The sequence below is a fragment of the Lunatimonas sp. genome (genome assembly GCF_020832325.1).
GTDB lineage: Bacteria > Bacteroidota > Bacteroidia > Cytophagales > Cyclobacteriaceae > Lunatimonas.
The window spans coordinates 14,036-37,340 of record NZ_JAFIEU010000024.1 but is presented as its reverse complement, the minus strand read 5'-3'; the positions used below and the strand labels follow the sequence as shown (position 1 = coordinate 37,340).

Here is a 23,305-nt window from a genome sequence, read left to right as displayed (position 1 = left end):
GTTAGAGTCAAAACTTAAAGAACCGCCCTGTACCGAACGGTACGCAGGGTGGTGTGAGAGGACAGATAGGGAACTAATCCCTATCTTCCTACTCGATTTTTATCGTACTTTGGTAAAAAAAATGGCATGCTATGCAGCGTAGGAATGAGTTTTTGGGAATAGGTTTTTTCTTAGTGTGTTTCCTGTTTGGTACCATGGGTTGCGGACCTTCTGAAACCGAAAAGCAGGTTCAGCCGGCTAACATAGATGAATTGGTAGAACATCAGCAGCTACTAGAGGCCGGTCTGGGCATGTTGTCTGACTGGATGAGCCACTGGCGCAGTGAGGGGTTGGAAGGCGGTGTGGCCAGTTTTACCAAAACACAGACCAGTCCGATAGAGAACCTGGAAAGGCCTGAGGTCAATCCGCTCGCAAATTCGGAGAGCCCGTTGGAGCCATTTCAATTAGCCAATCCGGAGGAATTAGGGGTTGTGGATATTTATGATTATAAAGTGAGGATTGATGAACAGGGTGCAATGCTCTATGAACCGGACGCTGAAGTCATTTTCTACAAGGATAATGGGATGCGTGAGCGTCTCCTGTTCATCGGTCCCTCCGGTTTATTTGAGGATGCTGTTTGGGTCACCGGGCGAACGCTGTTCGTGGGTGGATATTTTGAGGGTGAAGGGGGATTCTCTCCTATGCTCTGGCTGGTATCTTTGGATAGTGGTACCTACGAAGTGTACGAATCGTCCTTTGTCAGTCCCAACTACGCCCGTCATGGCTATTTAGAGGAGAAATTAACGAACGGGCGTAAATGATAGACTTGGATAGTGTGGTAGCTAAGCTGGTATCGGCCATGGAACAGCCACTTCCGGGTAGAGAGGGGCAGATGTTAATGGCGCCGATTCCGATAGACGAAAGCCGCTTTGGTCAGGTAGACAATGCACGGGTCCGCCGTGGTGCGGTGCTTGTTTTGTTTTATCCAGGTGAAGCGGGTTGTATGGTTCCATTTATCAAACGGCCTACCTATTCGGGAGTTCACAGCGGTCAAGTCTCCCTGCCAGGAGGCAAATGGGATCCTGAAGACGAGGACCTACAGATTACCGCCCTCAGAGAGACCTATGAGGAAATCGGGGTGCCTGCTGCGGAGATCACTGTTTTTGGAAGCCTTTCGCAGCTTTATATACCACCTAGTAATTTCTCTGTTTTGCCTTTTTTGGGCTACACCGAGAACAAGCCGCGCTTCCGACCAGATCCCCACGAGGTCGAGCGTTTGATCACCTGTAGTTTCGAGTATTTGGCGAGCAGAGATATCCGAAAGAAAAAACCCTTGCAAGCAGGGTTACAAACCTTAAACGCTCCCTATTTTGATATTGATAATGAGGTAGTTTGGGGAGCTACCGCTATGATCTTGAGTGAGCTGTTGTTTCTGTGGGAAAACTATTGAGTGTTTGATTATTGAAAATTTTAGAAAGGCGAACAATCCATAAAAGAGAACACTGAAAGGCTATGAGAGAAAACATTCCCTTGGTTTCAAATGACGCTGTCGTATTGGCCATATTACTGGCTATCTTGGGATTGGTTTTTTACACCTCTTCCAGTAAACATCCATTTTTTAGGCAGTTTTACCGTATTGTGCCCACCATTCTGTTATGTTATTTCGTTCCCGCTCTTTTGAATACTTTTGGGGTTATCTCCGGAGAGGATTCGGGTTTGTATTTTGTGGCTTCTAGGTATTTGCTTCCAGCATCTCTCGTATTGCTTACGCTAAGTATAGATCTCAAGGGAATTCTAAAGCTTGGTCCCAAAGCCGTCATCATGTTTTTTGCAGGTAGCATGGGTATCGTGGTGGGAGGGCCTTTGGCTTTGTGGGTAGTATCTTGGTTTGTACCAGAGGTGCTGGGTACACAGGGAGCGGAAGAAACATGGAGGGGACTAGCCACCATCGCCGGCAGTTGGATTGGAGGGAGTGCTAATCAAACATCGATGTTGGAGGTGTTCGGTGCCAGTCCCGCCTTGTTTAGCCAAATGATAGCGGTAGATGTGATTGTAGCGAACGTGTGGATGGCGGTATTGCTGTATGGTGCCGGTATTCCGGACAAAATAGACCGTTTTTTCAAAGCAGACAATTCAGCTATCATCGAACTGCAAGAGAAAGTCAAAAAATATCGTGAGGGAATCATGCGGATACCGACTTTATCAGATACCATGGCAATTATTGGCTTAGGTTTTGGTGTTACAGGTGTAGCGCATCTAGTGGGTGATTCGCTGGGACCCTATGTCAGGCAGAACCATCCAAGTTTGATTCAGTATTCGCTTGACAATACGTTCTTCTGGATTGTTATCGTAGCTACTACTGGAGGACTGCTGCTGTCATTTACTCGTGCCAGAAACTTAGAGGGTGCGGGGGCATCGCGGTTGGGTAGTGTCCTCCTTTATGTATTGGTCGCTACCATTGGGATGCAGATGGATCTTGCGGCGGTATTGGAAAATCCGCTGTTTTTTCTCATCGGTATGTTATGGATGCTATTTCACGTCCTGTTGATGCTTGGTATTGCATATTGGATCAAGGCACCTTTCTTTTTTGTGGCGGTCGGATCCCAAGCAAATGTAGGAGGGGCCGCTTCGGCACCCATTGTGGCTTCCGCGTTCAATCCTTCGCTTGCACCGGTAGGCGTGTTGTTAGCCGTATTGGGCTATGCAGTGGGTACCTATGGAGCTTATATTTGTGGATTGTTGTTGCAGTTTGTTTCAAATCTCTAAACGTAGATGGGAAGATACCGAAAATTCGTATTTGTGTGTTCTGGGTCTGATTGTAAAAAAGCCGGCTGCAAAACCTTGACCAAGGCGGTAAAAAGCATTTTAACCTTAGACCCACACAAGGGGAAATTTAAGCTCATCAAAACCAAGTGCATGGATTTTTGTAAATCCGGCCCTGTGATGATCTTTGAAAACGAAGTGTTTAAAAACGGGGAAGTCGAAAAGTTAAGGAGTAAAATTTCCTAGTACGAATCGGGTCATTCGGCGAGTTACTGGCTTTGATATACAGCTTCCGATTTTTTAAATCGTTGATTTAAAAAATTTTAACTTATTTTATTACATTTATAGTCCAAAATGGATGGACGGGGTTACTTACCCTTTTTCTAATTTCAGCTTATTTTTCAGTATGGAGTTTAAATTTCGAAGCGTGGTGTTGGAGAGAAAGCTTGGCAACGAAGATGTTTTTTTGGTGTTTTCGAAGGATGCTATTCTTTTCTCGAATGGAGCAGTCATCGAGCATCTCGGCTGGGAATCAAATTTTCAGGAAGATGGATACCTGCGAAATACGTTGGGTGAGTTTTTTTCAAGGATCGAACCAATTGAATTGGAGCCCCTACAGTCACAAGTCGAGGAGGAATTTGGTCGGGTATGGGATATTGAAGGCAGGCAAATAGAAGGAATAGGGAAGGTTTGTTTTGCGCTTGGTCGAAAAGTTGACCTGCCTTTGGCATCGGAAGTTCATTCGGAGAGCTCGGATGATCCGACAATATTTCATCAGGTAGGAGCGAAGTCTGGCTTCTCCCTAGAGCCCTTGTTGAGCAACCTGTCTACTCTTTTCTTACATATGGATTCTCAGTCGCTGGCCATGATTTTTTCCGAGGCGCTGGCAAAGGTAGGTAGTCATTTGGAGGCAGATTGTTGCGCTGTGTTTTTGGTGAATAGTGTCAAGAATATATTTGAGAGCGGATACGAGTGGCACAGGGATGGCACTAAGGCGTCAAAGAAGGCCCTTGAGGGAGTGTCACTTCAGGGCAAGCAGGCGCTTTTGGATCAATTGGTAACGGATGGAAGCCTGATTGTACCCTCTACAGTCGACTCTCCATGGGAAGCTTTGGAGGGTCATAATTTGCCAAATCTAGGCATTCAGTCCATGGCACTGGTGCCGATTCTTGTGGATAAGGAACTGTTTGCATTGCTTTTTATCGGAAGTTCATTGGCGTACAAATACACCGAAGAAAGTTTGAATGGCCTTCATATCCTGCGTCACTTAGGAGATGTTTTTGGGTCTGCCGTTGTCAATCAACGGGAAAAGTCTACTAGGTTCCGTAACGAGAGGTTGCTTCAGGAAACAGAGCTGCTAGCAAAGTCAGGGTCGTGGAGATTTCTGAATGCTGAGAAGAAAATATTCCTGTCCAAAGGCTTGAGAAGGTTATTCGATTTGGATGATCAGCACGAGTCTATGGCCTTGGATCAATTTTTTAAGTTGGTTAGTCCCGATGAGAGGAAATTTGTCAGACAGGAGTTAAAACGGGTCTTGAGGACCAATGAAGCGGTTTCCGGAGAGTTTCACCACGTCGTCCCCAACCAACCCGATAGAATTATTTCGTACCAGATTCAGGTAAATCAGCTAAGTCCCCAAAAGCAACTGGAAGTTTTTGGAATTTGCACCGACATCACGGACCGGAAGGCTTTAGAAGAACGTTTATTGCTCGAGTCTCAAATTCTGGCGCAGGTAAATGAGTCTATTTTTGTCACAGACCTTGCGTACCAAGTGATTTACATGAACAGGGAAGCACAGGCCTTAAGCGGTATCGATTCCGGATTCAGGGGGAGCATTGATGAGATTTTTCAGCTCCCAAATGCTCCAGCCGAAACCCTTACCGCACTCGCTGAGCGATACCTGAGGGATGGCGTATGTCAAGATACCTTCAAGCTGCGAGATAATGGAGGCAGAATCTTCGATTGCAGGGCCAATTTTTCGGTTATTTTGGATAAGATGGGCACCGCAATTGGGTTTTCGTTTTTGGTAGACAATGTGACCGAGGATCGGGAGCGGGAGGAGTTGGCAAAGAAGGCCAAGTTGATAGTAGAAAAGAGTCCGGCAGTTTTGTTTACATTAGATCCTACGAAGCATTTCCAGATTACCTATGTGACGGAGAATATCAGCCAATTCGGATACAAAGCCAAAGACTTGATTCTGGAGGGGGTCAGTTTTTTGGATATGATACACCCACAAGATCTCCCGGCATACCTCACTTCATTCAAGCAGAGTGAACAACACGCGAGAACCCGGGAGTACCGAATCAGGACTTCCCGGGGCAAGTTCCTATGGGTGGAAGATAAAGTGAGCGAAATACGTGTGGTCAACGGGGAAATCTGTTGGTATGAGGGACTGTTTCAGGATATTACCGAAAAGAAGAAGGACAGAGCAGAGATAGAAAAAGTCAAGAATCAGTATCGGGTGTTGGCCTCAAATATACCCTACACCAACGTATTCCTCATAGATCCCGATTATCGTTATATCGTTGCTGAAGGGCCCAATTTTGAGTATTGGGGCCTTGACAAGGAATATTTTGAAGGAAAGACGATCGAGCAGGCAAATACGACCAATTTTGAGGTGATTCTGCCTCTTTTTAAAAAGGCCAAAAAGATCCGTCAGATGGTCAGTATGGACCTGAAGTACATAAAGCGGGTCTATCAGCTAATAGCCATGCCTATCTTTGAGGGGGATGAGCTAGAATACTTTTTGGGGATCATCCGGGATATTACGCGTGAGCGGTCTATTCAGCAAGCGCTGGAGAAAAGCGAGCAGAAGTACCGTAATTTGGTAGAGGAATCGACGGAACTTATCTTCTCAATAGATACTGGTTTATCGGTAAGTTACGTATCGCCCAATATCCGACAGTTTTTGGGCTATGAGACGTTTGAATTTACCGGCGGGGGCTTTTTAGATTACCTGCATCCGGATGACCGCGTAGCTTTGGATCAGCATACCAAGAAAAACCCGCTATCCTATTTTGAGAAAAAACCCATGTTTGATTGCCGCATGCGGCACAGGAATGGATCCTACCGGATTTTCAGCGTTAGTGGTAAATTGATTCACGATGAAAAGGGAGAAGTGAAGTACTATTCCGGCATCGCCCGGGACAACACCAAGTTAAAAGAAACCCAGCGTGAGTTGTTGATTGCCAAGGAAAGGGCTGAGAAGGCTTTGGAAGCGAAGTCACAGTTTCTCTCGGTCATGAGCCATGAAATTCGGACACCCATGAACGCTGTCATTGGACTTTCGCATCTGCTCCTAGAGGAGAACCCACGTGAGGATCAGCTGGAAAACCTTCGAACACTACAGTTCTCTGCAGAAAACCTGTTGGGACTGATAAATGATATCTTGGATTTTAATAAGATAGATTCCGGTAAAATTGAGTTGGAATATGTGGTATTTGAGCCCCAACACCTCCTCAACAGAATTGTGAGGTCTTATGCGTACCAGATTCGGGAGAAGTCCCTAGAGCTGGTGCTTGATGTGTCCACCGACTTGCCCAGGTATGTGATGGGTGATCCAGTACGGCTTTCCCAAATTCTAAATAATCTGATTTCCAATGCGGTAAAATTTACCAAAACGGGGAAAGTGGAAATCACCATGAGCCAGGTCCGCAAAACAGGCAAGGCAGTAACGATTAATTTCTGCGTGAAGGACTCTGGAATAGGTATTCCAGCGGATAAGCTAGATTATGTGTTTGAAGCGTTCACGCAGGCGAGTTCCGACACCACCAGGAAGTTTGGAGGAACTGGCTTGGGGCTGGCCATTGTCAAGAAGCTGGTGCTATTGCTCGGTTCAGATATAGAGGTAGAATCCACCGAGGGCAAGGGCACCTCCTTTTGGTTTGACCTTACCTTTGACCTTGCTGCAAAGGATTTTTCCAAAGGGGCTCCAGAGGTTCAGGTACTTAAAGACCTGCACAATACCAGCATTTTGGTGGCAGAGGACAATGTGGTAAATCAGGTTTTGCTCAAAAAGTACCTGACCAAATGGGGCGTGGGGAATATTGAATTTGCACAAAATGGGCAATTGGCCTTGGAGCTTTTTGAAAAACGCGACTTTGACATTCTGTTAATTGATCTTCAGATGCCGGTAATGGATGGTCTGGAGATGTCGAAAGAAATCCGAGCCATGGAAAAAGAATCAAAAAAGCGGGTTCCCCTTATAGCGTTGACCGCATCTTCGTATTCAGAAGTACATGAGCAGCTAAATAAGGCGGGCATGGATGATTACGTATCAAAGCCATTCAATCCAGCAGACCTTTATGCCAAGATTATCAAATACCTTTGATTCATCCAAATCCGTAAGACCTTCCAACCCCAAGAAATACGCTAACCCGATTTGAAGCATGGATTTGTTGGATTTTGCGTGTAATTTTGAGATTCAATGTTTGCTATGCGATTAATCACCCTTGTTGTCGGTTGTTTTTTATCGGTTGTTCACCTGTATGCACAAGATACTAGTTCCCGTCGTTCGTCCTTATTTCTGACCTATGGAACCTCCGGAGCAAATGTCAGGGAGTTCAACGAAATGCTCGCTGAGAAAGGTATTTCTCCTTTGCGGAATGGGTACACTTCCTTGGGCTTGGGATATCATACCCGTGTCAACGATTTTATTTTTGGTGCAGAGATTTACCAAAGCAATGGGCCTAAGTCTACCTATGGGGAGTTTGAGATAGATTATCGCACTTCACGATTTTATTTTAACGTCGGGTATGCACTTACAGAAGAAGGGCGTGTGCAGTTTCTACACTATATGTCGATGGGGGTGGGGTATATGAATTTTCAAATGTTGCGAGCAGGTGGTCCCACTGATTTAGAGCCATTTCTTGCCGAACCTCACCAGGGATTTATCCTACGTAAAAACAACATACACAAAGGTTCGCATTACTTGGGTGGATTCCTCACAGAGATTGGGTTTCAACTAGGCTACGATCTGGATATACCCAACATGGCCGAAACGCTTTCGGTGATAACTAAATTTGGGTATTCGTTTAGTCCTTTTGAACGGGCCTGGAATCGAAACGGACTTGCTTTTGACAATATTCAAAGTGGGGCTTTTCTGAGATTGGGAGCAGGTATTTCCCTGCCCGATCGCAACATCTTTTACGGGGATGCTACCATGAGCTTTCATTTTTTTTATGGCAAAAATGACGTTTCCATAGACGGGCTTAACGACTTGTTGCAACAGAATAGCTATCAAGCGCTTCCACGTGTAGGGGGAAATATAGGAGTGAAAGTGATCGGTGAAAATGCCCGAAAGATGTACGGACTCGAGATATGGAATCTGGCATCCTACGGGCAGGCCAATGAGGACTATGCACATACGCTCAATAGTATCCGATTCTACTCCAACTTTGGTAGACAATTATATAAGCGTAAAAATCTGGAGTTAGGGGTCTTGGGCGGAATGGGATACGCAGGTGTCAGGTATACCCTTGAAAATCGACACAAGACCGACTTTCCGAGATTGTTCGAAGAACCCCTATATGACGGAACTTTGGTAACAAGGGGATTGATGGTCAAGCCGGAGGTGGTGCTTGCGTATGTCATGCCGGTGTCATCGATCAAATTGTTTGATGTGGTATATTCTCTGCACGGAGGTTACGAGTATCCGTTGGGCAGGTATAATCTAGGAGGGGTGAGTATGCGGGAGTTTATGCAGGGGCCTTATTTGCAGTTTAGCGTAGGCATACGTCCGTAAACACACATTATAGAGCATGGATAAAAGGGCGTTTTTAGTTACCTTATTCTTGTTTATTCCAGCAGGTTTGCTTCAGTTCTGTGCGGTATATAGGTATACTACGCCCGAAAAGGAGGACTTCACAGAGATCATACAGACTGAGGGGGCAGCCTCCGTTTTTTATCCCGGAGTGGAAGGTCTGGAGGGAGAGGCCTTGAAACAAGCCTTGCATCGTGCCATTCGAAATCACAAAAGATATAGGTATCAAGATCTTTGGGAAATATTGACGGTTTTAGACGGGGATCCAGATCAGGAGGGGAATGTCGTCCTATTGTATACCCAACGATCACAGCCGGTTCCGCATAGAGACCGTGGGACTAGGTTTCGGTACGAAGAAGCAGGATATACCCTCATTGATTCTTGGAATAGGGAGCATGTATGGCCTAAATCACACGGTTTTCCCAACCCGTCAGATACTGCCTACACGGATCTACACCACATCCGGCCCACTGACCGATCGGTAAATTCTGCCAAAAACACCCGGTCTTTCCACTATGGGGAGCAGGTGTATTTTGATAATAGGGGAACTATCGAGACCCGAAATAAGCTGGGGAAAGCCAGTTGGACCTGGGAACCTCCCGATGAAGTGAAGGGAGACATAGCCCGTATGCTGTTTTACATGGCCGTACGGTACGAAGGACCTGATTATGATTTGGAATTGGTTGATTCGGTGATGCCAAGACAAACGAAGGAGCCGCTTTTCGGAAAGCTTTCTACGTTGCTAGAGTGGAATGAAATGGATCCAGTTGACGATCGGGAGCGCCGGCGAAATGATCAAATATTCACCCAGTATCAGGGCAATAGGAATCCCTTTATAGATCACCCGGATTGGGCCTTGCTGATTTGGCCTAGGAATGGGTCTGACCGCTAATGGTCCGTTGTGGAGTTTTTACCATAGATTCTCCTTTTTGAGGAAAACTTTTGGCATTTATTAGAATTTTTTAACGAAAATCCTGTTACTTTTGAAATCGCTTATCAAGAAAGACGGAGGGTAGGGCCCGAAGATGTCTTAGCAACCTGAACCAAACAAGGTGCTAATTCCCGTTCCGGATATTCCGGAAACAGATGAGCCGTAGGATATTTCAATTGCCACTTTTCTTTCGGTTCTTTCTTGGTTAGGCACGGGTTAAATTAACCAATATTCCATGCGAAGAACCGAGTTATTATTACAGCAAGCAGAGCGAAAAATTTTGATTTTGGATGGTGCTATGGGTACCATGATCCAACGGTATTCCCTTTCCGAAGAGGATTTCCGGAACGATTCCCTAACACATATAAAAAAGCCACTAAAGGGTAACAATGACCTCCTTTCCATTACCCGACCGGATATCATCCAAGAGATTCACCGGGCATATTTTGAAGTGGGGGCAGATATTGTCGAAACAAACACATTTAGCAGCACTTCAATTGCTCAGGCAGATTATGGCTTGGAGCATTTGGCCTATTCTTTGAATTTGCAATCTGCAAAGATTGCAAGGGAAGTGGCAGATTCTTTTTCTTCCTTAACTCCCGATCAGCCACGTTTTGTGGCAGGAGCCATTGGACCTACGAATAGAACAGCCAGTCTGTCTCCCGATGTAAACGATCCCGGTTACCGAGCCGTTACGTTCGACCAACTCGTCGCTGCCTATTCGGAGCAGGTAAGGGGACTCTTGGACGGAGGGGTAGATATCTTACTGGTAGAAACGGTGTTTGATACGCTGAACGCAAAGGCAGCGTTGTACGCCATCCAAGAGGTATACGAAGCTGAGGACATTCCCTTGTCACCTAGGGATGGAGGCGTACCCATCATGGTATCGGGTACCATCACAGACGCATCTGGAAGAACACTATCAGGTCAGACTACGGAGGCTTTTTTGATATCCATTTCCCACGTGCCACTTTTCAGTGTTGGTTTGAACTGTGCGTTGGGGGCGAAGGAACTGAGACCGTATCTAAAGGTGCTTTCCGAAGAAGCGCCGTTCTTGGTCAGTGTGTATCCGAATGCGGGCTTGCCCAATGAATTTGGTGCGTACGATCAGGGACCCGACGAAATGACAGATCAAATAAAGGAGTTTTTAGAGCAAAACTGGGTAAATATCTTGGGCGGGTGTTGCGGCACAACGCCGGATCATATTAAGTTGATTGCAGACACTGCCAGGAATTATGCTCCTAGAAAACTCGTGTTTCAACAAATTGAAGAGTGAGCAGCATGACAGTTAAACCGATAAATACCAATCAGTTGAAACTATCCGGATTGGAACCTTTGGTTTTTACACCCGAGTTGAATTTTGTCAATATCGGCGAGCGAACCAATGTGACCGGATCGAAGAAGTTTGCCCGACTGATATTGGACGGAGATTACGATACCGCGCTGGAGGTAGCCTTGGATCAGGTGAGAGGCGGTGCTCAGGTACTGGATGTTTGTATGGATGAGGCCATGCTAGATGGTGAGGCTGCTATGGTGAAATATCTGAACCTGATTGCATCGGAGCCTGAGATAAGCCGAATTCCAATCATGGTGGATAGCTCCAAGTTTTCCATCATCGTAGCCGGACTGAAGTGTCTGCAAGGCAAGGGTATTGTGAATTCCATCAGTCTAAAGAATGGGGAAAAGGAGTTTTTGGAGCAGGCAAAAACGGTCAAAAAGTTTGGAGCAGCCGTGGTGGTGATGGCTTTCGATGAAAAAGGCCAGGCGGACACCTATGAACGAAGGATCGAGATTTGCAAACGCAGTTACGATTTACTTACCCAGCGGGTTGGCTTTAACCCTCAAGACATCATCTTTGATCCCAATATATTCCCAGTAGCCACGGGAATGGATGAGCATAAGATGAATGCCATTGACTTTTTTCGGGCCACAAAGTGGATCAAACAGAACCTACCGGGGGCCAAGGTAAGCGGGGGCGTCAGCAACGTCAGTTTTTCATTTCGAGGCAATAACCCAGTCAGAGAAGCAATGCATGCTGTGTTTTTGTATCACGCCATTCGGCATGGTATGGACATGGGCATCGTGAATCCCACCATGTTGGAGGTATACGATGACATTCAAAAAGACCTTTTGGAGCACGTGGAGGATGTCATCTGGAACAGGAGGGAAGATGCCACCGAGCGCCTACTGGATTTTGCGGAGACTGTGAAGGCTAGCGGTAAAAAGGCCAAACAGGACGATTCTTGGAGGCGTGAGCCCATCGAGAAACGGATAGAATATGCATTGGTAAAAGGTATCATCGACTATGTGATAGACGATACGGAGGAGGCAAGGCTTCACCTGGGTGATCCTTTAAAGGTGATAGAGGGACCGTTGATGGATGGTATGAATGTCGTTGGGGATTTGTTTGGGGAAGGAAAAATGTTTTTGCCTCAGGTAGTCAAAAGTGCCCGGGTGATGAAGAAGGCGGTCGCCTACCTAGAGCCTTTTATGCCAAAGGCCGGAGACGTGGGATATGTGGAAAATGGCTCTTCATCCATCAAAAAGATACTCTTGGCTACTGTGAAAGGAGATGTGCATGATATAGGAAAGAATATCGTGGGCGTGGTTTTGGCCTGCAATAGCTATCAAATCATCGATCTCGGTGTGATGGTTGAAGCCGAGAGGATCTTGGATGAAGCAGTGGCTCAGCGGGTAGATATCATTGGTCTAAGTGGACTAATTACGCCCTCGCTCGATGAAATGGTCAACGTGGCTGCTGAAATGGAGCGAAGAGGCCTACAGATACCGCTCCTGATCGGAGGGGCTACGACCTCTAGGATTCATACTGCGGTAAAGATTGACCCTATGTATTCTGGTATCGTGGTACACGTAACCGATGCATCCAAGTCCGTACCCATTGCTGGCGAGGCCATACACGAGGGAACCAAAGATGCCTACAAGCTACAGATCAAGGAAACCTACCGACAGTTGCGCGTGGAGCACGAAGCAAAGCAGGAGTTAAAGCAAATGGCGACGTATGAAGAAGCAAAAGCCAATCCGACGCAGGTGGACTGGGATACCTTCACTCCAGTAAAGCCGAAAAAACCGGGAGTGACTACGCTAGACGATATTGACTTGGCCGTGCTGCGTAACTACATAGACTGGACGCCGTTTTTCAGTACATGGATGCTCTCCGGGAAATACCCTAAAATATTGGATAATCCGGTTGTGGGTGCTGAAGCCCGTCGCCTCTTTGAGGAAGCAAACGCCATGTTAGATAGAATAATTGGAGAAAAATGGCTTACCGCCAAGGCCGTAGTGGGTCTTTTTCCGGTGGTTAAGCAGGGTGAAGATGTGTTGATTTCAGCCCCCTATTCCGGGGATCGACCCCAAAAATTTTCTTTCCTACGCCAGCAGGGTAAAAAAGGCAAAGGTGTGCCGAACAGAAGCTTGGTAGATTTTATTCACCCGACGGATGAAGATTATCTGGGTTGTTTTGCAGTCACCGCCGGATGGGGTATAGAAGCCAAATTGGCGGAGTTTGCTAAGGATGGAGATGATTACAACGATATCATGCTGAAAGCATTGGCCGATCGGTTGGCTGAGGCTTGTGCAGAATATGTACATTTTTTGGTGAGGAAGGAGTACTGGGGCTATGCACCGGATGAAACTCTTAGCAACGATGACCTTATTCAGGAGGCCTACGTGGGCATACGCCCGGCACCTGGCTATCCTGCCTGCCCGGAGCACTCGGAAAAAGGCACCCTGTTTGACCTGCTTCAAGCCGAGCAACGTATTGGGATTACGCTGACGGATAGCTTTGCCATGTATCCTACGTCTTCGGTGAGCGGCTTCTATTTTGGGCACCCTGAGAGTAAGTACTTTGGGCTGGGCAAAATAGGAGAGGACCAGGTAATTGACTACGCAGCTAGGAAGGGGGTCTCTAAAGAACAGGCGGAACGATGGCTGTCTCCAAATTTGGGCTATACGCCAAAGGTGGATACGCCAGTTTAAACTCCCGTCAACATATTAGCGAATACAACCATAAGTAAAAAAAATAGGGGTGGCGGAAGCACCCGACTGGCTATGAAAATCACAGAATACATCGATCAGGCGAAGGAAACTCTTTTCTCTTTTGAGATTCTGCCTCCCCTTAAAGGGCAGAGTTTACACGACATGCTGGCAGGTATTGAACCCTTGATGGAGTTCAAGCCTCCGTTTGTGGATGTCACGTATCATCGGGAGGAGTACATTTACAAGCAGCATTCGGGTGGCCTTCTTCAAAAAGTAAGTACAAAGAAAAGGCCGGGTACAGTGGGTATATGTGCGGCGTTGATGAACAGGTTTCATGTAGAGCCGGTACCCCATTTGTTATGTGGTGGATTTTCCAAGGAGGAAACTGAAAATGCATTGATTGACCTGGAGTTTATCGGTGTTCAGAATGTGCTGGCTCTTCGCGGCGATGCCGACAAGACGGAAGGCAGGTTTGTTGCTGAAGAGGATGGACACCGGTTCGCCTCAGAGTTGGTAAGGCAGATAGCGGACATGAACAAGGGGATTTATCTGCACGACGAAACAGAAACCGGTTTTCACACGGATTTTTGTATTGGCGTGGCGGGTTATCCCGAAAAGCACTTTGAAGCACCCAGCTTGAATTACGATTTGAAGTATCTAAAGCAGAAAATTGATGCGGGGGCCGAGTATGTGGTCACCCAGATGTTTTTTGACAACCAAAAATATTTCGATTATGTCGAAAAAGTCCGGGCTGCCGGAATACATGTGCCAATCATTCCAGGTCTGAAACCTATCACCACGCTGTCCCAGATTGTCAACTTGCCGCGTACGTTCTTTTTGGATTTGCCAGATGATTTGATGCAGGAGCTAGATGGCTGCAAAACCAATACGGACGTCAAGGAAGTGGGGATTGCTTGGGCCATTCAGCAGAGTAAGGAATTGGTCAAAGCCGGCGTGCCAAGCCTACATTACTATACGATGAGCAAGGCAGACGCGACGTATCGGATTGCGAAGGAGGTGTTTTAGTCAGCGGCTCTATATATCCTCTAAGGAGTATTGTCTACCTGGTTTTTTGAGACACCCATTGGTATTTCTTTCCGGGTAAGGATTTTAGCCAGCCCTGAAATTCAAGATTGAGTAACTTGGAGGCAAGGGTTTGAATGGGTATCTGGCATTTCCAGCTCAATTGATCGATGTCCAGCTCCTTTTCTTCTGTGAGGAGCTGTAGGATGGCCCGCTCCATGGGGTCAAAATCCTCCAAGTTGATCACCACAGATGACTTTGGGGACTCCTCGGATCCGATAGTCCAAGAGAAGGTGTCAGCGATATCTTTGGGTCCCATGTAGATACCAGCTTTCATCGTACGGATCAAGTTATTACAACCCTCACTGTAGGTTGATTGTAGGTTTCCAGGTACCGCAAATAGTTCTTTATTATAGCTGTAGGCTATTTCTGCGGTGATGAGTGCTCCACCTTTCTTAGCGGCTTCAACGATCACGAGCGCATCAGACATGCCGGCGATTATCCGATTTCTTTGTGGAAAATTGCTCGCGTTGAGCGGTGCACCAATTTTGTATTCGGAAAGCAGCCCACCGTTTTCCATCATTTGATGAGCGATATGACTATGGTAGGCGGGATAAATTTTGTTGATGGGTGTGCCAAGTACACCAATCGTAGGCAGATTATGCTGCAATGCCGCCCGATGGGCCTCGATGTCGATACCATATGCAAGCCCGCTGATAATAGTGGGCCGGTAAGGAGCCAGGTCTTCGACTATTTTGGCCGTGACAGATTTACCATAGGTAGTAGCATTTCTCGTACCGACAATTCCCACAGTACGCGCGGGATTCAGGTTCAGGTCACCACGGTAAAACAACAGTATGGGGGAATCTGGGAAGGATTTTAGCCGTTGGGGAAAGGATTTGTCCAAGTAGGTGGTTACGGTGACGCCTTGCTTTACGGCTTCCTCCAGTAAGGAATGGGCATTGGTCAGGTAGGTGTCTTTTCCCGATAGCTGACTGAGCAATTTAGGACCAACGCCAGGGATCTTAGCGGCTTTTCCCTTAGTCAAGGCAAAAAACTGTTTGGCCGACCCGCTGTAGCTGATAATGTTTTTGTAGATCCCAGGGCCAAGTTGGGGAACAAGGCTGAGGGCTACCGCATATACAAGTTCTTCATCAATTGGCCTTTCCATTGAGATTATCCCTGATTTCCATCAAAAAATGTTTGATTTGATTTAGCCGGTTGATCATTGCCGCTTTGTCAGGGATCTGGTGGAGGTCTTTTTTGATGATTTCTTGCGCTCCTTGAAGGGTATATCCTTTTTCTTTCACCAAGTGATAAATAAGACGAATTTTTTCGATATCATCCGTCGTAAACCTGCGGTTTCCTTTCTTGTCTTTTTTTGGCCGGATGATGTCAAATTCCCCCTCCCAATACCTTATTAAAGAGGTAGCTACCTTAAAGTGTTCTGCAACCTCTCCAATCGAGTAATATTTCTTCTCTATGTCCCGCTCCCTGTATGGCAAATCTCAATTTTTTTCTCAAAAATAATCAAAATCAACAAAAAAACCTTTCAGGAAAACGGGAAACATTCCCAATTTTCCTGAAAGGTTTATAGAGGTGGTACCTGAAAATAGCAGGTCAACTAATTACGACAGGGACTGGTTTTCACGTGAAGCCAGTTCCAGGATCTTATCGAACTCAGCGGGTTCTAGATCTTTAAAGAAGTAGTTGACAGGATTCATGTATTTGCCGTCTTTGATTACTTCGTAGTGAACATGGGGAGCGGTCGAAGATCCCGTATTCCCTACAGTTCCGATTTGGTCTCCCCGCTTCACCCGTTGACCGACCTTCACGCCGAAATCATTCATGTGCGCATACCTAGTGACAAAGCCAAACCCGTGATCAATTTCAATGTGTTTGCCATAACCTCCAAATTCAGTGCGAACGGTTTTGACTATTCCGTCGCCCGTAACATAGATCGGCGTGCCTTTTGGCGCGGAGAAATCCACGCCGGTATGCATTTTTCGCACTTTCAAAATGGGGTGAATGCGCATGCCGTATCCTGACGCCAGTCTATTTAGCTCTTCGTTGTGTATGGGTTGAATGGCAGGAATGGAAGCCCAGTACTCTTCTTTATTGAGGGCTGTTTCGGAGAGCTCGTCGTAAGAACGGGTTTGTACAAACATTTGCTTTTTGAGGCTCTCCAGCTTTTCCATGACGGAAATAATCATTTTCTCTTGGTTCAAGCCCTTGTCCTTGATCTCTTGGAATCGATCCGTACCTCCGTAGCCCGCCTTTCGCACGGAATTTGGTATGGGTTCTGATTCAAAAATAACCCGGTAGAGATTGTCGTCACGTTCCTGTAGGTCTCCCATCATGGCGGTAAGACGGCTAACTTCTTGGTCCATCAGGTCGTAGTACAATTTTAATTCTTTGTTTTCCCTTTTTAGCAGCAGCTCCTTTGGGCTATCAAAGTAATGGCTAAAAACGATCAGGATTCCAACAGCCAACAAAGATGCCAACGACAAAAATCCCAATGCATTCAGGGTGATATCCCATTTGCTGCGTACGTACCGTTCGTATTTGCAGGTCTTGGGGTCGTAATAATATTTAATTCTACTCATGTAGTAAATTGAATGTTAAAACTTCTAATTTTGTATTCCTTTTCAAAAACCGGGGTGTTAAGCGTATGGGAAGGATTGGTATCCAACGTGCTACAACCGGCAAATATAGAAAATTTAGTAACACGATTTCCAATATAGTCAAATAAGCTATCAAACTATGGACGCAAAACAAATAAGAAGCACTTTTATTGAATTTTTTGAATCCAAAGGGCATCAATTTGTTCGTTCTGCGCCTATCGTTGTCAAAAACGATCCCACCCTGATGTTTACCAATGCAGGGATGAATCAATTCAAGGATTATTTTCTCGGAAATGAAACCCCCAAGTCGTCCCGTGTAGCTAACAGCCAAAAATGCCTAAGGGTTTCGGGAAAGCACAACGATTTGGAAGAAGTTGGTGTGGATACCTACCACCACACCATGTTCGAGATGCTTGGCAATTGGTCTTTCGGAGATTATTTCAAAAAAGAAGCCATCGAATGGGCCTGGGAATTGCTCGTTGAGGTGTATAAATTGCCGGTAGACCGATTGTATGTGACGGTTTTTGGTGGGGACCAGGGAGATGGACTGGATCAAGATCAAGAAGCTGTTGAATTATGGGCTGACTGGATTGCGAGGGATCGTATCTTATTTGGATCCAAAAAAGATAATTTTTGGGAAATGGGAGAGACGGGCCCCTGCGGTCCCTGTTCGGAAATTCATATTGATCTTCGATCAAATGAGGAGAGAACTAGCGTGGATGGTAGGGATTTGGTGAACCAAGACCACCCACAGGTAATTGAGATTTGGAACCTGGTTTTTATACAATATAACCGAATTAAGAATGGATCGCTCAGGGAGTTGCCGGCCAAGCACGTTGATACGGGCATGGGCCTTGAACGGCTGGTTCGTGCCATCCAATGGAAGCAGTCCAACTATGATTCGGATCTGTTCACCCCATTTATAGCCGAAGTAGAAAGGATGTCCGGGGAGTCGTATGGTCTGGATGAAAAGGTGGATATCGCTTTTCGGGTGATCGTGGATCATATCCGGGCGATTGCTTTTACCATTGCTGACGGTCAATTACCGTCTAACAACAAAGCAGGGTATGTGATCCGGAGAATTCTTCGGAGAGCGGTACGGTATGGGTATACCTTTTTAGGTTTTAAGGAGGCATTTTTATACAAACTGATGCCTACTTTGGCTCATCACTTCGGAGAGGTTTTTCCGGAGGTAGCTGATCAGATGGATTTTGTGGCCAAAGTGATCTTAGAAGAGGAGCAGTCCTTTTTGAGGACCTTGGAAAAAGGGTTGAAGATATTGGATCAAATCAAATCAACGTTGGAGCAGTCTGGTACTCGGGTAATTCCGGGAAATCAGGCCTTTGAGCTGTATGATACCTACGGATTCCCATTAGACCTAACTTCACTCATCGCCCGAGAGGGAGGGTATTCTGTGGATGAGGCGGGTTTTGCTGAGGCTATGGAGCGTCAGAAGGATCGTTCCAGGGCGGCTGCGGAGCAGGAAACCAAAGACTGGATACTGGTTTCAGGCGATGAAGGGACTGAATTTGTAGGCTACGACCAGTTAACAGCTGAGAGCCGGATCGTCAAATACAGGGAAATCATCGAAAAGAAAGGTAAAAAATATCAGGTGGTACTAGACCGCACGCCATTTTACGCAGAAAGCGGAGGACAGGTGGGGGATCAGGGCATCATTCGTAGCAGCGAGGAATCCCTACAGGTGTTGGACACCAAAAAGGAGAACGAGTTGATTGTGCACCTGGTAAACCGTATTCCTGCTGACCCCAGGGCGACGTTTGTCTGTGAGGTGGATCAATCTAGGCGAAAGCTGATCATGAAGAATCACTCTGCCACGCACCTGCTACAGGCTGCGCTCCGAACGGTACTGGGTGATCACGTGCAGCAAAGGGGCTCCCTGGTCAACGAAGAGGTGCTTAGGTTTGATTTTTCCCACTTCGCCAAGCTGACCGATGAGGAAATTGAGCGGGTGGAGGCGATCGTGAATGAAAAGATTCGCGAAAACATTGGTTTGGAGGAATTGCGCAATGTGCCAATAGACAAAGCCAAATCGATGGGAGCGACCGCATTGTTTGGTGAGAAATATGGTGAATTTGTACGGGTAATTACCTTTGGAAGAGATTTTTCCGTAGAGTTGTGCGGAGGTACCCATGTACCTGCCACAGGGAATGTTGGATACTTCAAAATACTCACAGAGGGGTCTATTTCTGCGGGCGTGAGACGGTTGGAGGCAGTGACTGGGAGCCGTGCGGAAGAGCACGTCAAAGCCCAGTTGAAAACACTTCGGGAGATTCAGGAGATGTTGAAGTCACCCCGTGATCTGGAAAAAAGCGTCGCTGCACTTTTGAAAGAGAAGAACGACCTGCGCAAGGAGCTGGAGGCAATGCAATTGAAAGAAGCGTCCCAATTAAAGTTCCGTTTGGCTGGGGATATACAGAGGGTAGGAGATATGGAAGTATTGGTGGCACGGATTGTGCTACCACATGCGGATGCTCTCAAAAAGCTGGCCTATGAGCTTAAAAACGAGCGTGAGAGGTTTTTGGGTGTGTTTGCCGCAGAAATATCCGGAAAACCACAGATTGCCGTGGTGGTCGCTGAGGATTTGGTGCGTGAAAAGGAACTAGATGCGGGTAAGATCGTTAGAGAATTAGCCAAGCACATCAAGGGAGGCGGAGGCGGTCAGCCGTTTTTCGCCACAGCAGGCGGCAAAGAGTTGGCTGGACTCGCCCAGGTGGTGGAGCAGGCTAGGGAGATGTTTTCCTGACCGTTGATGTAATTAATGACTATAAAGATTTGGTTTTGGGTCAAATCTCTACCATTTTTGATCCCCAAATCAGTGAATTGGATATGATTGAAGAAAAAAGACAAACAGCCTTAGAACCAGAGGTTAAGCAAAAGTATGAATTGGTCATTGGGTTGGAAGTTCACGCTCAGCTGTTAACTAACAGCAAGATGTATACCTCCGACTCCACCCTGTTCGGGAATTTGCCTAATACCAACATATCAGTCATCACCTTGGGGCATCCGGGCACTCTACCAAAGGTAAATAAACGGGCGATAGAGTACGCCGTCAAAATGGGCCTTGCCTGTGATTCCAGAATTACCCGTAGAAACATTTTTGCGCGAAAAAACTATTTCTATCCCGATCTACCGAAAGGCTATCAGATCACGCAGGATAAGGATCCCATCTGCGTGGGCGGTGAAGTGCCCATTATCTTATCCAGCGGAGAAAAGAAGACCGTTGCGCTCACCAGAATACATTTGGAAGAAGACGCAGGCAAGTCCATCCACTTGGCAGGAGAGATAGATACCTTGGTAGATTTCAACCGAGCCGGAGTTCCCTTGATTGAAATCGTTTCAGAACCTGACATGCGCTCCTCTGAGGAGGCCTACCAGTTTTTGACAGAAATAAAGAAGCTTGTCAAATACCTGGATATATGTGACGGAAACATGGAAGAAGGTTCGTTACGTTGCGATGCCAACGTCTCTATCCGCCTACACGGAGCCAGTGAGTTTGGTAAAAAGGTGGAAGTGAAAAACATGAACTCCTTTAGGAACGTTGCTCGGGCTATAGAACACGAGTATGAAAGACAAATTGTGCTGGCTGAGTGTGGAGAAGAGATAATCTCTGAAACCCGGACATTTGACGCCACTACCGGAACCACAAGTGGCATGCGTACCAAAGAAGACCTGAATGATTACCGGTATTTTCCGGAGCCGGACCTGAGTCCGGTGATTGTGTCTGAGGAATGGTTAAACGCCATCCAGGCGGGTTTACCTCCATTGCCCAGAGAGCTCTTTGAAAAGTTTGTAACGGTCTATGGATTGCCGGAATACGATGCCGGAGTATTGACAGACAGCAAAGAGATTGCCTTATATTTTGAGGATTTATGTCATTTGACGGGCAACTACAAGGCAGCTTCCAACTGGATGATGGGCCCTATCAAGTCCTACCTTAACGAACTAACCCTGCATATTGCAGATTTCCCTATCAAACCTGCGGGTATTGCTGCGCTAATTGAACTAATTGATGCCGGAAAAGTTAGCTTTTCTGCTGCCTCTCAGAAAATTTATCCAGTGATGCTGAAGAACCCTGCCAAAGCACCCTTGGAAATTGCAACCGAACAAAATCTGATCCAACAAAGTGATGAGGGATCCTTAAAGCCGATTGTTGAGCAGGTTTTGGCCGAGAATGCCCAGAAAGTAGAAGAATACCGTGCAGGAAAGAAAGGGTTAATGGGCATGTTTATGGGGCAGGTTATGAAGAAAAGCCAAGGCAAGGCAGATCCGAAGGTCGCTTCGAAGTTATTATCAGAATTGTTAGACTAAGAAAAAAATGACAACTAAATTATATCAAAATTGGGTAGTATTTTTGGGACTGTTTTCCGTACTGAGCATAGCCTGTTCGGAGAGTGGTGGTGAGTTTACCGGTCAAGTGGAAGTTTCCGGGCAGGTAAAGAATGCGCCAGATGGTGTGTTGGTCCTATCTGAATATACCCAAGAGGGGGCATCTGTACTGGACACGATTGCGCTGGACAAAAACGGGAAGTTTTCGTATAAAGTCGGTTTAGAAGGGCCAACGTTTTACGATTTGAACCTTTTTGACGAAAAGACTATCCGGTTGGCGTTGTATCACGAGGATGTTACTGTTACCTATGATTTTGAAAGTGATGCATTAGAGATTCTAGGATCCAAGGATACCCAAATGCTGCGTAAGATCGACGATTTGACCATGGTGTATCAGGAGGAAATAAATTCACTCAATGATGAATACTATCAAGCAATGGGTGACAGGGATCAGCAAGCCATTCGCGGAATACAGGAAAAGGCAATGGAATTAGAGGCTAACCACGCACTACGTTTGAAAGAGGTAATTAATGAGATGGAGGGTAGCTTTGCCGCACTTGCTGGACTGGGTATGCTTAATCCCCGAAACGACTTCTCCTACCTAGACAGTTTAGTCAGTGTATTGGCTCAGCGTTATCCAGACATGAAAATGATCAGCTCTTGGAAGCAAGAGTTGGATGAGTTGCGGGCACTCTCTATTGGTCAGCCTGCTCCGGAGATCGAACTTCCCGATCCAGAGGGTAACTTGGTCAAGCTCTCGGATCTCAAAGGGAAATATGTGCTGATCGATTTTTGGGCAGGTTGGTGTAAGCCCTGTAGGGACGAGAATCCCAATGTGGTGAGGTTGTACAACAAGTACAAAGATAATGGATTCGAGGTTTTTGGCGTGTCGTTGGATAGGACCCGGGACATGTGGCTGAAAGCTATCGAGGAGGACGGTCTGGAGTGGACGCAGGTTTCCGATTTGAAGTACTTTAACTCCGAAGCAGCAGCGACCTATCAGATCAATGCCATCCCGGCTACCTACATGGTAGATCCGGAAGGGAACATTCTGGCAAAGGATTTGAGGGGTATTACGCTCGAAAATAAATTGGCGGAACTGTTCGATTAAATTGTTTTTTCACCACTGGAAAAATGTTTTCGTGAATATCAAAGATTCTTATATATTCGCACCGTGATAGCAGGGAATCTTGAGGTAAATTTGAGTATCAAGCAAATTTACGACTGTGTATTCTCTGCGAGTCAAAACGGTTCGAACCTTAAAATAAATTGTAATTTGACCTATTAATCATCCAACTCAACGCAACATCCGAGGGTATTCTTTGATGTAACCGGAATTAACCCATAAAGGAGCACTTAAAATTCACACACTATCTATTATCGTAAACATGAAAAGAAGAAGTTTCAATTTCCCAATGAATCGGTTGTTAACCATGATGCTGATTGGATTATTGGCATTAGGAGCCTGTAAGAGCAAAAAGAAGGTGGTAGAGGCCGCCCCAGCTCCAGTACCGGTTGAAGAGCCAGCCCCTGCACCCAAGCCAGCTCAACCCACCCCGTCCGCCGAGGAAGTAGCAGCAGGCAAGCTTGAAGGGTATTTCAACGCGATTGTGAACGCCTCAAACGTTAACAGTGCGAACAATACTATCCGTGAAGCACTTGGTATGTTTTCCAATCAAAATACGCCTGTATTGATTGTGATTCACGAAGAATCCGGTATCAAAGACTACGATGAGCCAACAACCATCGACAGGTACTTGAACTACCTCAAAGACACCAAAAAGAACCTAAACTTTATCAGCGATATCCGGTTAGATGGAAGTGGTAGAGTTACCGAACTGGAATTAAGAAGAAGATAATTTACAAACCGATAAGCTGCAA

Annotated in this window: 17 protein-coding genes and 1 riboswitch; of the genes, 14 read left to right on the top strand and 3 right to left on the bottom strand. The window is 46.3% G+C overall.

Annotated features, from left to right (window positions below; all coding sequences use genetic code 11):
- Positions 1-131 precede the first annotated feature (131 nt).
- From JJU34_RS09485 to metF, 10 genes are all read left to right on the top strand, one after another.
- Positions 132-800, top strand: a complete 669-nt coding sequence (locus JJU34_RS09485; protein WP_228692117.1) for a bifunctional isocitrate dehydrogenase kinase/phosphatase — start codon at positions 132-134, stop codon at positions 798-800.
- The gene (locus JJU34_RS09480; RefSeq protein WP_228692116.1) at positions 797-1,429 is read left to right on the top strand and encodes a CoA pyrophosphatase; all 633 of its coding nucleotides are present in this window, start codon (positions 797-799) and stop codon (positions 1,427-1,429) included. Before JJU34_RS09485 ends, JJU34_RS09480 begins: the two co-directional genes overlap by 4 nt.
- Before the next feature lie 62 nt (positions 1,430-1,491).
- On the top strand, positions 1,492-2,745 hold the full coding sequence (locus JJU34_RS09475) for a DUF819 family protein (protein WP_228692115.1): 1,254 nt from the start codon (positions 1,492-1,494) through the stop codon (positions 2,743-2,745).
- A gap of 6 nt (positions 2,746-2,751) precedes the next feature.
- A complete protein-coding gene (locus JJU34_RS09470) occupies positions 2,752-2,988 on the top strand; it encodes a (2Fe-2S) ferredoxin domain-containing protein (RefSeq protein WP_228692114.1) in 237 nt (78 codons plus the stop codon).
- Between the two features lie 160 nt (positions 2,989-3,148).
- Entirely contained in the window at positions 3,149-7,072 is a 3,924-nt protein-coding gene (locus tag JJU34_RS09465) for a PAS domain S-box protein (RefSeq protein ID WP_228692113.1), read from the top strand.
- A gap of 105 nt (positions 7,073-7,177) precedes the next feature.
- Complete coding sequence (locus JJU34_RS09460) at positions 7,178-8,485, top strand: hypothetical protein (protein ID WP_228692112.1); 1,308 nt, start codon at positions 7,178-7,180, stop codon at positions 8,483-8,485.
- Positions 8,486-8,501: 16 nt separating this feature from the next.
- Positions 8,502-9,395 (top strand): endonuclease, encoded by an 894-nt coding sequence (locus JJU34_RS09455; RefSeq protein WP_228692111.1) that lies wholly within the window; start codon positions 8,502-8,504, stop codon positions 9,393-9,395.
- 98 nt (positions 9,396-9,493) lie between these two features.
- A riboswitch (SAM riboswitch) is annotated at positions 9,494-9,596 on the top strand.
- 73 nt (positions 9,597-9,669) lie between these two features.
- A complete protein-coding gene (locus tag JJU34_RS09450) occupies positions 9,670-10,710 on the top strand; it encodes a homocysteine S-methyltransferase family protein (protein WP_228692110.1) in 1,041 nt (346 codons plus the stop codon).
- A gap of 5 nt (positions 10,711-10,715) precedes the next feature.
- Positions 10,716-13,430 (top strand): methionine synthase, encoded by a 2,715-nt coding sequence (metH, locus tag JJU34_RS09445; RefSeq protein WP_228692109.1) that lies wholly within the window; start codon positions 10,716-10,718, stop codon positions 13,428-13,430.
- Positions 13,431-13,502: 72 nt separating this feature from the next.
- Positions 13,503-14,456, top strand: a complete 954-nt coding sequence (gene metF, locus JJU34_RS09440) for a methylenetetrahydrofolate reductase [NAD(P)H] (protein WP_228692108.1) — start codon at positions 13,503-13,505, stop codon at positions 14,454-14,456.
- 34 nt (positions 14,457-14,490) lie between these two features.
- Here the strand turns inward: metF and dprA are convergent, their stop codons facing one another.
- The 3 genes from dprA to JJU34_RS09425 all read right to left on the bottom strand — a co-directional run bounded on the left by dprA (position 14,491) and on the right by JJU34_RS09425 (position 17,059).
- The gene (dprA, locus tag JJU34_RS09435) at positions 14,491-15,624 is read right to left on the bottom strand and encodes a DNA-processing protein DprA (protein ID WP_228692107.1); all 1,134 of its coding nucleotides are present in this window, start codon (positions 15,622-15,624) and stop codon (positions 14,491-14,493) included.
- On the bottom strand, positions 15,608-15,958 hold the full coding sequence (locus JJU34_RS09430) for a MerR family transcriptional regulator (protein WP_228692106.1): 351 nt from the start codon (positions 15,956-15,958) through the stop codon (positions 15,608-15,610). Before JJU34_RS09430 ends, dprA begins: the two co-directional genes overlap by 17 nt.
- Before the next feature lie 123 nt (positions 15,959-16,081).
- Positions 16,082-17,059: a M23 family metallopeptidase gene (locus JJU34_RS09425; protein WP_228692105.1), complete on the bottom strand. Its 978-nt coding sequence runs from the start codon at positions 17,057-17,059 to the stop codon at positions 16,082-16,084.
- A 157-nt stretch (positions 17,060-17,216) separates the two neighbouring features.
- Between JJU34_RS09425 and alaS the strand changes: the two genes are divergently transcribed.
- From alaS to JJU34_RS09405, 4 genes are all read left to right on the top strand, one after another.
- A complete protein-coding gene (gene alaS / locus JJU34_RS09420; RefSeq protein WP_228692104.1) occupies positions 17,217-19,841 on the top strand; it encodes an alanine--tRNA ligase in 2,625 nt (874 codons plus the stop codon).
- 83 nt (positions 19,842-19,924) lie between these two features.
- The gene (gene gatB, locus JJU34_RS09415; protein ID WP_228692103.1) at positions 19,925-21,406 is read left to right on the top strand and encodes an Asp-tRNA(Asn)/Glu-tRNA(Gln) amidotransferase subunit GatB; all 1,482 of its coding nucleotides are present in this window, start codon (positions 19,925-19,927) and stop codon (positions 21,404-21,406) included.
- 7 nt (positions 21,407-21,413) lie between these two features.
- Positions 21,414-22,535, top strand: a complete 1,122-nt coding sequence (locus tag JJU34_RS09410) for a TlpA disulfide reductase family protein (RefSeq protein ID WP_228692102.1) — start codon at positions 21,414-21,416, stop codon at positions 22,533-22,535.
- Positions 22,536-22,812: 277 nt separating this feature from the next.
- Positions 22,813-23,283: a nucleoid-structuring protein H-NS gene (locus JJU34_RS09405; protein ID WP_228692101.1), complete on the top strand. Its 471-nt coding sequence runs from the start codon at positions 22,813-22,815 to the stop codon at positions 23,281-23,283.
- Positions 23,284-23,305 lie beyond the last annotated feature (22 nt).

What these genes read in the sequence shown, in the direction of transcription:
- JJU34_RS09485 (WP_228692117.1), top strand. Translation starts at nt 132, where the DNA reads ATGCAGCGTAGGAATGAGTTTTTGGGAATAGGTTTTTTCTTAGTGTGT.
- JJU34_RS09480 (WP_228692116.1), top strand. Translation starts at nt 797, where the DNA reads ATGATAGACTTGGATAGTGTGGTAGCTAAGCTGGTATCGGCCATGGAA.
- JJU34_RS09475 (WP_228692115.1), top strand. Translation starts at nt 1,492, where the DNA reads ATGAGAGAAAACATTCCCTTGGTTTCAAATGACGCTGTCGTATTGGCC.
- JJU34_RS09470 (WP_228692114.1), top strand. Translation starts at nt 2,752, where the DNA reads ATGGGAAGATACCGAAAATTCGTATTTGTGTGTTCTGGGTCTGATTGT.
- JJU34_RS09465 (WP_228692113.1), top strand. Translation starts at nt 3,149, where the DNA reads ATGGAGTTTAAATTTCGAAGCGTGGTGTTGGAGAGAAAGCTTGGCAAC.
- JJU34_RS09460 (WP_228692112.1), top strand. Translation starts at nt 7,178, where the DNA reads ATGCGATTAATCACCCTTGTTGTCGGTTGTTTTTTATCGGTTGTTCAC.
- JJU34_RS09455 (WP_228692111.1), top strand. Translation starts at nt 8,502, where the DNA reads ATGGATAAAAGGGCGTTTTTAGTTACCTTATTCTTGTTTATTCCAGCA.
- JJU34_RS09450 (WP_228692110.1), top strand. Translation starts at nt 9,670, where the DNA reads ATGCGAAGAACCGAGTTATTATTACAGCAAGCAGAGCGAAAAATTTTG.
- metH (WP_228692109.1), top strand. Translation starts at nt 10,716, where the DNA reads ATGACAGTTAAACCGATAAATACCAATCAGTTGAAACTATCCGGATTG.
- metF (WP_228692108.1), top strand. Translation starts at nt 13,503, where the DNA reads ATGAAAATCACAGAATACATCGATCAGGCGAAGGAAACTCTTTTCTCT.
- dprA (WP_228692107.1), bottom strand. Translation starts at nt 15,624, where the DNA reads ATGGAAAGGCCAATTGATGAAGAACTTGTATATGCGGTAGCCCTCAGC.
- JJU34_RS09425 (WP_228692105.1), bottom strand. Translation starts at nt 17,059, where the DNA reads ATGAGTAGAATTAAATATTATTACGACCCCAAGACCTGCAAATACGAA.
- alaS (WP_228692104.1), top strand. Translation starts at nt 17,217, where the DNA reads ATGGACGCAAAACAAATAAGAAGCACTTTTATTGAATTTTTTGAATCC.
- gatB (WP_228692103.1), top strand. Translation starts at nt 19,925, where the DNA reads ATGATTGAAGAAAAAAGACAAACAGCCTTAGAACCAGAGGTTAAGCAA.
- JJU34_RS09410 (WP_228692102.1), top strand. Translation starts at nt 21,414, where the DNA reads ATGACAACTAAATTATATCAAAATTGGGTAGTATTTTTGGGACTGTTT.
- JJU34_RS09405 (WP_228692101.1), top strand. Translation starts at nt 22,813, where the DNA reads ATGAAAAGAAGAAGTTTCAATTTCCCAATGAATCGGTTGTTAACCATG.